Origin of the sequence: Ekhidna sp. (assembly GCF_039960695.1) — a bacterium.
Taxonomy (GTDB): Bacteria; Bacteroidota; Bacteroidia; order Cytophagales; family Cyclobacteriaceae; genus Ekhidna.
Genome location: NZ_JBDVKP010000019.1, coordinates 1 through 11654 on the forward strand (window position 1 = coordinate 1; position 11654 = coordinate 11654).

The following is an 11654-nucleotide window of genomic DNA, read 5'->3' on the forward strand; positions in this document are numbered from 1 at the left end:
GTATGAGTAATCCCTCAGCGCCCACATTATTCAAACCTCAACCCAATAAGTTGAGGTTTTTTTATGTCCTTTAAAAAAGGGATGAGAGCCCCCGGGTTCGAAACCGAAGGTTCACGAGGGGCAGTGCGGCAAGGTTGTGTGTATGAGTAATCCCTCAGCGCCCACATTATTCAAACCTCAACCCAATCAGTTGAGGTTTTTTTATGTCCTTTAAAAAAAGGGATGAGAGCCCCCGGGTTCGAAACCGAAGGTTCACGAGGGGCAGTGCGGCAAGGTTGTGGGTATGAGTAATCCCTCAGCGCCCACATTATTCAAACCTCAATCTAGTCGATTGAGGTTTTTTTATGCACTTTAAAAAGGGATGATGATCCTGCAACAAAAAAACTCCACGAGAAATTAACAAACCTCAAGATCTCACCAGAACCTCATGCCCTAATTAATTATTTCACTCGTCCTACCCATTTTCTAGTTTATCTAATATCTATGGACCTTCATATTTTCAGCACAATGAATACGCTGAATTACCCGTAAGTATTTAGCCTAATTAGTCGAAATGGTTTCTACTATAAAATCGTAAGGTTTTCAGAATGATATTTGGACAATATTATTTTAATCAAAATCAAACTCACATGAAACTCCTCCGATTAGTATTTATCACTGTCATAATAAGTCTTTCTTCAGACTTGAATGCTCAAATAGCAATGGCCGACAACCAAGTAAAACCCTTGAATTCAAATTCGAATGATCTGAATAAAAAATCTCTAGATCGAACTGCTCCACCAAAAATCGTAATGGAAGAAGAGACTGTCTTTGTTGACGAGACCAGTAAAACATATGTCAATAAAAATTTACCAATTTATCTTAAGTTTTCCATCACACCAGATGGTAAAACCTATGATCTGAAAAGTCAAAAACACCCGGAAGACGCTACTCCTATCTATCTCGATACAGAAGGTCCTAATTTAATAAGAACTAAATGGGCAGTTGATCCAAGTTCTAAAGAATACGTTTATCCATTAAGAGAGGTAGAAATGGAGCTTTACGCAGATAGTAAGCCCCCCATTGTTAGTCCAATACTTTCTTCAACTAATAAGTATCGATTATCAAACATAACCTACTATGGTGGTGATTTAGAAATTCAATTAAAAGATTGGGATGAGCAATCTGGCGTTAAAGGAAGCTTATGGAGTCTAAATAATGCTAACTGGGAAACAGGCAAAGCAACATTTTCAAATCAGGTTTCAGGGGATTATTCCTACAGCTATTATGCAGTTGATAATGTAAATAACTACTCAGAAACCGCAACGATAAATTTTGTGTATGACAACAAAGCACCGGTTACTAAACTGATTAAAACACATCTAGAAAATTTTGTATTCGGACCAAACACCAGTCTCCAATTTGATGTAATTGAGGAACACTCTGGAATTCGAGCAACATATTTTAAGTTGGGAGATATTTCTTACATCAAAGCTAAGGAAGGACAAGTACTACCTGCTAGCTTGGCTGATGGTGATTATGTTATTAATTACTACAGTGTAGATAATGTAAATAATGGTGAGGAATTAAAAGAAATGAAGGTATACCTGGATAAGATAGCACCTTTAACTTCAATAAATGCAACATCGTCATTTACTGATGATGATATCTTATTTGTTTCCGCAGCTTCATTAATTACCCTTTCTTCTGAAGACAATAAGGCTGGTGTGGAACAAATTAATTATTCAACAAGATCCACTACTGATAGAGTGTATGAAAATGCATTTTCTTTCCAGGATTTTCATGGTTTAACCAGCGTGAAATATAACGCTATCGATAAGGTTGCGAATCTTGAACAAATGAAAACTCAAAAGGTATTTGTGGACACATTAAGACCATCAACAGATATTGAATTTGTAGGAGACTATTTTGAGGTAGCTAACAGGTATTATGTAAACGAAAACACTAAATTGAAATTAGTGGGATCAGATGAGAATGCCGGTTTGGCTTATATTGAATTTGCTGGAATTGGCGATGATTTCTCAGAATATGATCAACCATTTACCTTAAAGAATGAGGGATACTACGGGATGATGTACCGATCTATAGACAATGTTAATAATGTTGAGTACTCAAAAAGTATAGACTTATACTTGGATAAAAAAGGACCTGAAATAGTATACAATTTTAGCAATAGACCAATTGGTGTAGAAGACGGTATGCCGGTCTACCCTTCAGGGACAAGGCTTTTCTTAGGAGCGACGGATGATCAGTCTGGGACCAATTCTATTTCGTATCAGGTCAATGACCAGAAAGAAGTGCACTACAGTAGTCCCAAGACTATCGATATTAGTGAGAAGAAAGCATTTAAAAAAGGGCAAGCTTATAATGTCAAAATTACAACTTCAGATTTGGTAAGTAATGATTCAGTTGAGGTTATAGCATTTAAAATTGAGGATTAAGTGGGTTTCAGCTAGTTATAGGCCCTGATTCAGAATGAGTCAGGGTTTTTTATGTTATTGATTTTGCAAATTCAGATTTAATATAAATGACAGTTTTTATTTATGTAGGATGATTTAATCATCTCATTCATAGATACTTATAATTTTTCTAATTAAAAAAGCCCCAACTTCTCCCTAATCAAATCACCTAAGTCAAAAGCCATTCTTACACTGATATTGATGCAGAATTCATTTATTCATCTTTGTGTCAAATTCAATCAAAACAGTCAGCTATGGATTTAACTAAAAAAATTTTAACTGGTTTAATAGTACTCGCTGGTTATAATATGTCAGCACAGATGTCTTTTGAAAATGCGCCTGCATCAATAATAGAAAATACAAGTTCATCGGTAGAAGATATTTTCGCTCCTCGAACGGATTTATTGAGGACAGAAGCCGGAGGCTTTATTTTTGGCCCGGCTACAAGAATAAAATTCAAAATAGAAGAAGAATCCGGACCGGTGACGACCTATTTTAAGGTTGCAGATTATCCTTTCATGAAGTCGGATGGACGTCAAATGATGCCCCACGAACTTGCAGATGGAACGTATACCATTAAGTATTACAGCGTCGACGAAGTGGGTAACCAAGAGCCGGTTAGATGGAAGGAAATAACTGTAGACAAACAAGGTCCAAATATTAGATCCGGGTTCAATTTCTCCCCAAAGTTGTATGATAATGGAATCCCGGTTTTTCCAAAAAATGTCCAACTAGCAATTGATGTTGATGATGAAAACGTTGTGGTGAAGAAAGTCACGGTAACAATCAACGATGAACACAAATTCGAATTCAATGAGGAGCAGCATATTGACTTAACAGGTTTGCTAAACAAAATTAGCGCTGAACATTACCTGATTGAAGTTAGAGCCTACGATAGCTTTTATAACTTGTCTAAAGAAGTCGTTGAATTTCAACGGACAAAATAACGTAAACATAATTTTTATTAGCCTGGTGATACTTCATCAGGCTTTTTGTTTATATCCATTCAATAGGCTAACTAATCAAATAGTCTTTTGCTATCTCCTCATCATCGAAGGGACGCATAGCCCCGCCCAGAAGCCTGTTATATCCTGATAGCAACACTTTCTTAGCCCCTGTAATTCCTACAACAGCACCTTTGACCGGCACATTTTTAGTTTCCTTGCCCATTTCCCTGATAAAGGCAGTAAATTTTCGCGTAGCTGGTGTTTCTGTAATGTTCACGAGTCTTAAGTGCTCCCCTGGGTCAGAAAGTAAATAATCCCTTAAAGAAGAGGCTGTTTCAAGCATTTCATCCTCTGACTGTCCGCGATAATCAACGTAGATGATCTGTTTTCCTTTGTGAGTGATTTTTTTTATTTCCGGCATAGCATTAGGTATGTGTGAATCACTAAAATAGTCAGTTTATAAAAAATTCCTAATGTCTTTCTTAAGACTTCAACTAATTAAAGCCCAATTTTCTTTCGCCACGCAATACGACTCTGCGTAAATAAGTCAAAACTTTTTAAAATCTATGAAGAAAATTAGTACGCTATTACTTGCTATTTCATTGATTTCATCTTGCAACACTGTAGATGCACCTAAGGATGAAATCTATAACATCGAAGGTATTGCTCTGGATGGCTATGACCTTGTAGCATACTTTGCGCAAGGGGAAGCAAAAAAAGGGGTGAATCAAGAAGTTGTTAATTATAATGGAATATCCTATCAATTTTCCAGCACAAAGAACCGACGTTTATTTGAAGAAAATCCGGAAAAATACCTTCCGGAGTATGGAGGCTGGTGTGCCTATGCAGTGGCCGAAACATCGACAAAAATGGAGCCCGATCCTACACAATGGCAGATACAAGATGGTCAGCTTATCCTTTTTACCTCCAGTTGGATGACAAAATTGACCGGAAGTCTAAAAGAAGAATGGAATCAAGATCCAATTGACTATGAAGTAAGAGCAGATGCAAACTGGGATAAAATGGTTGACCTAGCATTAAGTCACTAATGTTAAATTTTCTTCTCATTGGCAAAAACAGCATGTACTTATTATTCATATCCATAAATTGCTTATTTGATTTGCTGGATAGCAACAAATGGCTAAGAAGAATCAGTTAAGCACAAAAGTTCTTTACCGAAAACTAGACAAGCTCTACGAGCAAAGTCCAATATTGGATATTCATTCAAAGAAGAAGTGGGTGATCTTTTCCGATCTTCACATGGGTGATGGTGGATCCACCGATGACTTTAAGCAAAACGCCAATCTTTTCACCTCCGCATTAAAAAGTTATTACCTAAAAAGAGACCATGCCCTCATCTTGAATGGAGATGTTGAGGAACTACAACGATTTCAATTAAAGAAAATCGTGAATAGTTGGAAAGAGGTGTATAGGCTGTTTGATCAATTTAACGTTAAAGATTCTTTGTTTAAGACAGTCGGGAATCATGATCTTGAGCTGCAATTAATGAGAAATCTTCCATTTAATTATAAACTTTATGACTCCCTGAGGCTTAGGTTCGGAAACGATAATTTATTTGTTTTCCATGGCCATCAAGCCAGCAAGAAGTATCAGGAGCATAATGAGCTGATCGGTTTTACACTAAAATATTTTGCAAATCCTCTGGGAATAAAAAGTTATTCTGTATCTCATAGTAGTAAAAAGCAATACAAAATTGAAAAGAGGGTGTACGGGTTTTCCTCTTTCAATAAGGTAGTCTCTATAATTGGTCACACACATCGTCCGCTATTTGAGTCCTTGCATAAAGTAGAGCGCCTAAGGTACAAAATAGAGAAACTCTGTAGAGATTATGCTGCTGCAGATAGCAATGAAATTGATGAGATCAAATCAGAAATTAAGTCTCATAAAAAAGAACTCAAAAAGTACCATAAGGAAAATAATGAGCACGGCTTCCAAAGCTATGTATATAACACGCTATTTCATATTCCATGCCTTTTCAATTCAGGTTGCGTTGTAGGAAAACGAGGGATGACGTGTATTGAAATCGAAGAGGATAAAATTCGCCTGGTACATTGGTTTGATAAAAGGATCAGCAAAAAGTACTTAATGCAGAGTGGTTATCAACCAGAAAGGTTGGGGGATTCAGATTTCTATCGCATGGTTGTGAATGAGGAATCTCTTCAATATGTTTTCACCCGAATAAACTTTTTATCCTAATGCTTAGAATTTGGATTTTAATCATAACAATGGCTTCATGTAAGCCTCAATCAGGAAAGGGAATTGATTTGCAGGGACATAGAGGAGCAAGGGGGTTGGCACCAGAGAATAGTATTCCGGGATTTATTCTGGCCACTGACTTGGGAGTCAAAACATTAGAACTTGATCTGGTTGTTTCAAAGGACGGCCAACTTGTTGTCAGCCATGAACCTTACTTCTCACCAAGTTTCTGCACCGATTCACTAGGCAATTTGATTCATCCGGATTCGATTATTAACATATATAAATTAGACTATGATCAAATCAGGAAGTTTGATTGTGGATCAATAGGAAACGATAGATTTCCTGAGCAGGAAAGAATCGAAACTTTTAAGCCACTTCTTAAGGATGTTGTTGATAGCGTTGAATCGTACATATCCAAAAATGGACTTACACCAATACGGTACAACATTGAGCTAAAGACTCAACAGGAAACGGATAGAACCTTTCATCCAGTCCCTTCGGAATTTTCAGATATGGTTTATGCTTTCCTTCTTGCTGAAGGAATCATTGATCGTGTCACCATTCAGTCATTTGACTTTAGGACACTTATTTATTTTAATAAAAAATATCCGGAAGTTGAATTAGCAATTCTCATAGAAAATAACTCTCCATGGAAGACCAATATTGATTCGCTTGGATTTACCCCTGAAGTTTATTCATGCTATTATGAATTACTTTCGCAGGAAAATGTGAAAGAAATTCAAAACGCAGGGATGAAAATTATTCCATGGACAGTGAATGAAGTTTCAGACATAAGAAAAGTAATTGATCTGGGCGTTGATGGACTAATCACTGATTACCCGGATAGAGCATTGAAAGTAATACAAGAATAATGAGTAAGAAGTACGATGTATGTGCCATTGGTAACGCCTTGGTTGATTATGAAATAGAAGTGAAAGATCAGTTTTTCGCTGAAAATGAAGTAGAAAAGGGCCTTATGACCTTGGTAGATGAGGAAAGGCAGAGTGTCTTATTAAAAGAGGTGGCCGGTGCAGTTAAAAAAAAGCAGGGAGGAGGATCTGCCGCGAATACCATTTTTGGTTTAGCTGAATTTGGTGGGAAAGGATATTATACGTGCAAAGTGGCGGATGATGAAGACGGGACGCTGTACACATCTGATTTGGAAAACGCAGGCATAGATACGAACCTGGACCCACAGAATCTTAATAAAGGCACAACAGGAAAGTGCCTGGTGATGGTGACTCCCGATGCGGAGCGAACCATGAACACATTCTTAGGAATCACAACAGATTTCTCTAAAAATGAATTAAATGAAGAGGCTATAAAGAACTCAAAATACCTTTTTATGGAAGGGTTTTTGGTTTCATCTCCTACAAGCCTGGAAGCCATGAAAGAAGCAAAACGAATCGCGAAGGAGAATGGAGTGAAGGTTAGCATGACCTTCTCAGACCCATCCATGGTAAAGTATTTCAATGATCAGATGAAAGATATTGTAGGTGATGGAGTTGATCTACTCTTTTGCAACATTGAAGAGGCAGAACTTTTTGCAGGTGTTGAAGGAATGGATGCTGCAAAAAAGGCCATTAGCAAAGTGGCTAAAGAATTTGTGATCACCAAAGGCAAAGATGGAGCCCTGGTTTATGACGGAGCAGCTTACCATGAAATTCAGCCGTTCCCTACAAAGGCTGTAGATGCAACCGGGGCAGGAGATATGTTTGCCGGTGCTTTCTTATACGGAATTAATAACGGTCATTCACATGCTGAAGCTGGTAAGTTAGCGAGCGCTGCTAGTTCAGCTGTCGTCTCAAAGTATGGGCCAAGATTAAACAAAAACCATATACAAAGCATTTTAGATACATTGAAGTAAGATGTATCTGAATTAATTGAATTGTTAAACCCTAATATAAAATGCGAAAAACCTTATCCTTAATTTGCACATTCGCACTGCTTGGAGCATTTGCCCAGGAAAAGCGGATAGATTTCGTGGAGTATGATTTGGACAATGGATTACATGTAATCCTTCACCAGGACAACTCGACTCCCATTGTTAATGTCTCTGTTCTTTATCATGTAGGTTCCAAAAATGAGCCCGAAGGAAGAACAGGATTTGCCCATTTCTTCGAGCACCTTATGTTTGAAGGTTCTCCGAATATCCCAAGAGGTCAGTTTTTCAAGATCATCGAAAGTGCCGGAGGACAGCTAAATGCGAACACATCAAATGATCGTACCTTCTATTTTGAAACCCTTCCATCGCATCAATTGGAATTGGGACTCTACATGGAGTCAGAAAGAATGCTTCACGCAACGATCGATTCTACTGGAGTTGCTACTCAAAAAGAGGTAGTAAAAGAGGAAAAGAGATTGCGGGTAGATAACCAACCTTACGGGTCCGTAGTAGCTGAAATGTTCTCAAGAGTTTTTGAAGGAACCTCCTATGAATGGACGCCTATAGGTTCATTTGAGGATATTGATGCAGCTACTGATGAAGACTTTGAGGATTTCTTCGCGACGTTCTATGTGCCTAATAATGCAACGCTATCGATAGCCGGTGATATTGAAATTGAAGAGACTAAAAAATTAGTTGAAATGTATTTCGGTGAAATACCGAAAGGAACAAAAGACATTCCTCGCCCGGATGTTAAAATGAAAGATCTTGGAGATGTTCAGGCAGAGGTTTTTGATAACATTCAGTTGCCGGGAGTTTTCCAGGCTTATCAAATGGCAGAGCAGGGTTCTGATGACTATTATGCGATGACAATGCTAACAACTTTACTTTCCGGAGGACAAAGCTCACGGTTCCAAAAGTCAATTGTTGACGATCAGCAATTAGCTGTTGCAGCGGCATCTATCCCGTTTGCCTTAGAAGATGCCGGCGTATTTATCTCTTACGGCATTGCCAATATGGGGACTTCTCCTGAAGCTTTATCTACAGCAATGGATGTTGAGATTGAGCGAGTGAAAAACGAACCAATCGATGATAAGGAGTTCCAAAAACTTAGAAATCAAATTGAAAACCAATTCGTGTCTTCCAATGGGTCTGTTAGAGGGATTGCTGAGAGTTTAGCTAATTACCACGTCTATTTCGGTGATGCTAACCTTATAAATGATGAATTGCAGCGCTACATGGCTGTGACAAAAGAGGACTTACAACGAGTTGCTAAGAAATACCTTGATCCTGAAAAAAGAGTAGAACTGGTGTATTTGCCAAAATCTGCGCAAAAACAGCCGGACGGTGAAAAAATTGAGGATCAATAAGTGAATAAAATCAAGAAATCATGAAGATTAAAAATATATTAACCTTAATGCTAACATTGAGTCTACTGGGATCATTTGCTCAGGTAGACAGAAGCAAGTTGCCAGAACCTGCTACACCTAGACCAATCAACATCGGGGATTACGAATCCTTCGAATTGAAAAATGGATTAAAGGTTTTCATTATCGAAAATCATAAGCTACCTAGAGTAAGCTACAACTTGGTAATCGATCGTGAGCCCATCCTTGAAGGTGATAAGGTTGGCTATTTATCTATGGTAGGTCAGATGATGAGAAGAGGCACTGAAACACGGACAAAAGAGCAGCTTGATCAGGAAATTGACTTCATTGGAGCTTCTCTTGGGGCAGGATCGACTAGTGTTTTCGCTTCGGGATTGTCTAAATACAATGAGAAAATATTAGAGTTGATGACTGATGTTATTTTTAACCCGACGTTTCCTGAGGAGGAGTTGGAGAAAATAAGAAAGCAAACCATTTCAGCGCTCGCTTCTAATGAAGAAGATCCGGGAGCTATTGCATCAAATCTGAACGCAGCTCTTTTATATGGTAAGGACCATCCTTATGGCGAAATTCAGACCAAAGAAACAGTCAACAACATTACTATTGATGACCTTACGGCTTATCACGAGAAATACTTCAGACCAAATATTGCGTATCTGGCAGTAGTTGGAGATGTAGACGTTAAGGCTACCAAAAAATTAATGAAGACGTATTTTGGCAATTGGGAGCGCGGAGAAGTTGAGATGCCAACTTATGATACACCTACTGCTCCAAGCAAGAATATGGTAGGTATTGTAAACAGACCAAGTGCTGTACAATCGAATATCAACATTACGTATCCGGTTGATCTTAAGACAGGCTCTGAAGATGTCATTAAAGCTCGAGTGATGAATCAAATATTAGGAGGCTCAGGTTCTGCTAAGCTTTTCATGAACTTAAGAGAAGATAAAGGCTACACATATGGTAGTTATTCATCTTTATCTAGTGATGAATTAGTAGGCAGATTCAATGCAAGCGCAGCAGTCCGGAATGAGGTTACAGACAGTTCTGTTGTTCAGATTTTCTACGAAATGGCTCAAATGAAAAAAGGTGAGATTTCGGATGAAGAAATGAAACTAGCCAAGAACTCCATTTCCGGAAGTTTCTCGCGATCACTTGAGCAACCACAAACGGTGGCAAGTTTTGCCCTAAATACTGCCAGGTATAACCTCCCTTCAGATTACTATTCAACCTACCTTCAAAAGGTGCAGGCCGTTTCTAAAGAAGATGTGATGGCAATGGCGGATAAGTATCTGAAAACTGATGGTGCGTACATCAATGTTGTGGGTAAGGCCAGCGAGGTAGCTGATCAGCTTAAGTCATTTGGTGAAGTGAAGTACTACGATACGTATGGCAATGAGGTAGATCCATCTTTAGCTAAGCTACCTGAGGGATTGACTGCTGAGAAAGTGATTTCAAATTACCAAAAAGCACTTGGTGGAGAAGATGCTATTTCATCGATTGAAAATATTTCAATGAAAATGAGTGTGCAAGCGATGGGTCAAAACCTCAGTGGAATGCAAATTCAGGCAAAAGGAATGAAGTCCAAAATGGAAATTAGCATGGGCGGTATGGTAGCCATGGCTAATGTGTCTGACGGTCAAGATGCTGTTGTGATGCAAATGGGAAATAAGACCCCAATGGACGAGAAGACCAAAGAAGAGCAAATTATTTCCAATGCACTATTTAGTGAACTTGGTTTACAAGAGTTGGGAGCAGAGTTGAAATTAGAAAGTGTTGAAAAGATTGATGGAAGGGACGCATACGGTGTAGGGGTTACTCTACCAAAAGGTAATAAATATACGGTGTATTTTGATTCTGAAACAGGTCTTAAAGTAAAGTATTCGAAGGTTTTGGATACTCCACAGGGTCAGTTTACACAATCTATAAGTTATTCGGATTACAAAGAATTTGATGGAGTCAAGTTTCCATATAAGATGGTCCAAAGTGTTGGCCCGCAGATGATAACAATTACAGTTGATGAACTTTCAGTCAACCAGGATCTTCCCGACGGGACTTTTAAAGTTAATTAAAATAATAATCAATTATTTGCAGAGGGCAAGGATTTATCTATCTTTGCCCTCCGTTTTTAAGAGCGAAAGATTAATACTATGAAATGAGGCCATTCGGGCCGAATTCCATGTGACAGTTGATTAAAATATATACACATGAAAAGGACGTTTCAACCTTCAGTAAGAAAGAAGAAAAACAAGCACGGATTCAGAAAAAGAATGGAGAGCGTGAATGGTCAATCTGTGATTGCTAGAAGAAGAGCAAAAGGTCGTAAGAGACTTACAGTTTCTGACGAAATCCATAAGAAGTAAATTCACGGCCTATGGGCCTGACAAAATATCATTTTCCGAAACAGGAAAAACTTACGAGTAAGAAAAAAATAGAGGGACTATTTAAAAAAGGTTCCTCTTTTTATTTGGGTGATTTTCAAGTCCGTCACCTCAAAGAGGCTATTCCTGAGCCCAATCAAATTCTGATCTCGGTTCCCAAGAGAAATTTTAAGCGAGCAGTAGATCGTAATCTTTTGAAAAGAAGAATACGAGAAGCCTACCGCCTAAACAAACATTTGATCGATAATAATACCGAATCAATTCACCTTTCTATTGGTTTCATTTATCTTTCAAAACAGATTTTGACCTTTCAGGACATTCAGACTCAACTAATCAAGTGCCTGGAACGTTTGGGTACTATCAATGCAGAATGA

11 protein-coding genes are annotated in these 11654 nt (G+C 38.2%); 10 read left to right on the forward strand and 1 reads right to left on the reverse strand.

Features of this window, described 5'->3' with window-relative positions; genetic code table 11:
* Positions 1-629: 629 nt before the first annotated feature.
* A complete protein-coding gene (locus ABJG98_RS13690) occupies positions 630-2441 on the forward strand; it encodes a hypothetical protein (RefSeq protein ID WP_348280101.1) in 1812 nt (603 codons plus the stop codon).
* A 272-nt stretch (positions 2442-2713) separates the two neighbouring features.
* Complete coding sequence (locus tag ABJG98_RS13695) at positions 2714-3406, forward strand: hypothetical protein (RefSeq protein WP_348280102.1); 693 nt, start codon at positions 2714-2716, stop codon at positions 3404-3406.
* Positions 3407-3473: 67 nt separating this feature from the next.
* Here the strand turns inward: ABJG98_RS13695 and ABJG98_RS13700 are convergent, their stop codons facing one another.
* Positions 3474-3827 (reverse strand): hypothetical protein, encoded by a 354-nt coding sequence (locus ABJG98_RS13700; RefSeq protein ID WP_348280103.1) that lies wholly within the window; start codon positions 3825-3827, stop codon positions 3474-3476.
* 145 nt (positions 3828-3972) lie between these two features.
* On the opposite strand from ABJG98_RS13700, the gene ABJG98_RS13705 reads away from it, so the two are divergent.
* From ABJG98_RS13705 to rnpA, 8 genes are all read left to right on the forward strand, one after another.
* Positions 3973-4455: a YHS domain-containing (seleno)protein gene (locus tag ABJG98_RS13705; protein WP_348280104.1), complete on the forward strand. Its 483-nt coding sequence runs from the start codon at positions 3973-3975 to the stop codon at positions 4453-4455.
* Positions 4456-4543: 88 nt separating this feature from the next.
* Positions 4544-5623, forward strand: a complete 1080-nt coding sequence (locus ABJG98_RS13710; protein WP_348280105.1) for a metallophosphoesterase — start codon at positions 4544-4546, stop codon at positions 5621-5623.
* The gene (locus ABJG98_RS13715; RefSeq protein WP_348280106.1) at positions 5623-6498 is read left to right on the forward strand and encodes a glycerophosphodiester phosphodiesterase family protein; all 876 of its coding nucleotides are present in this window, start codon (positions 5623-5625) and stop codon (positions 6496-6498) included. Before ABJG98_RS13710 ends, ABJG98_RS13715 begins: the two co-directional genes overlap by 1 nt.
* Positions 6498-7493 carry an adenosine kinase gene (locus tag ABJG98_RS13720; RefSeq protein WP_348280107.1) on the forward strand — a complete coding sequence of 332 codons (996 nt, stop codon included), beginning with the start codon at positions 6498-6500 and terminating at the stop codon, positions 7491-7493. The genes ABJG98_RS13715 and ABJG98_RS13720 overlap by 1 nt, the downstream gene beginning before the upstream one ends.
* Before the next feature lie 41 nt (positions 7494-7534).
* Entirely contained in the window at positions 7535-8881 is a 1347-nt protein-coding gene (locus tag ABJG98_RS13725; protein ID WP_348280108.1) for a pitrilysin family protein, read from the forward strand.
* A gap of 20 nt (positions 8882-8901) precedes the next feature.
* Entirely contained in the window at positions 8902-10971 is a 2070-nt protein-coding gene (locus ABJG98_RS13730) for an insulinase family protein (protein WP_348280109.1), read from the forward strand.
* Between the two features lie 135 nt (positions 10972-11106).
* Positions 11107-11262, forward strand: a complete 156-nt coding sequence (rpmH, locus tag ABJG98_RS13735; protein WP_348279338.1) for a 50S ribosomal protein L34 — start codon at positions 11107-11109, stop codon at positions 11260-11262.
* Between the two features lie 11 nt (positions 11263-11273).
* Positions 11274-11654: a ribonuclease P protein component gene (gene rnpA / locus ABJG98_RS13740; RefSeq protein WP_348280110.1), complete on the forward strand. Its 381-nt coding sequence runs from the start codon at positions 11274-11276 to the stop codon at positions 11652-11654.

Bases quoted from the DNA above. Each gene is read 5' to 3' on its own strand.
- ABJG98_RS13690 (WP_348280101.1), top strand. From the start codon at position 630: ATGAAACTCCTCCGATTAGTATTTATCACTGTCATAATAAGTCTTTCT.
- ABJG98_RS13730 (WP_348280109.1), top strand. From the start codon at position 8,902: ATGAAGATTAAAAATATATTAACCTTAATGCTAACATTGAGTCTACTG.
- ABJG98_RS13715 (WP_348280106.1), top strand. From the start codon at position 5,623: ATGCTTAGAATTTGGATTTTAATCATAACAATGGCTTCATGTAAGCCT.
- ABJG98_RS13710 (WP_348280105.1), top strand. From the start codon at position 4,544: ATGGCTAAGAAGAATCAGTTAAGCACAAAAGTTCTTTACCGAAAACTA.
- ABJG98_RS13725 (WP_348280108.1), top strand. From the start codon at position 7,535: ATGCGAAAAACCTTATCCTTAATTTGCACATTCGCACTGCTTGGAGCA.
- rnpA (WP_348280110.1), top strand. From the start codon at position 11,274: ATGGGCCTGACAAAATATCATTTTCCGAAACAGGAAAAACTTACGAGT.
- ABJG98_RS13705 (WP_348280104.1), top strand. From the start codon at position 3,973: ATGAAGAAAATTAGTACGCTATTACTTGCTATTTCATTGATTTCATCT.
- ABJG98_RS13720 (WP_348280107.1), top strand. From the start codon at position 6,498: ATGAGTAAGAAGTACGATGTATGTGCCATTGGTAACGCCTTGGTTGAT.
- ABJG98_RS13700 (WP_348280103.1), bottom strand. From the start codon at position 3,827: ATGCCGGAAATAAAAAAAATCACTCACAAAGGAAAACAGATCATCTAC.
- rpmH (WP_348279338.1), top strand. From the start codon at position 11,107: ATGAAAAGGACGTTTCAACCTTCAGTAAGAAAGAAGAAAAACAAGCAC.
- ABJG98_RS13695 (WP_348280102.1), top strand. From the start codon at position 2,714: ATGGATTTAACTAAAAAAATTTTAACTGGTTTAATAGTACTCGCTGGT.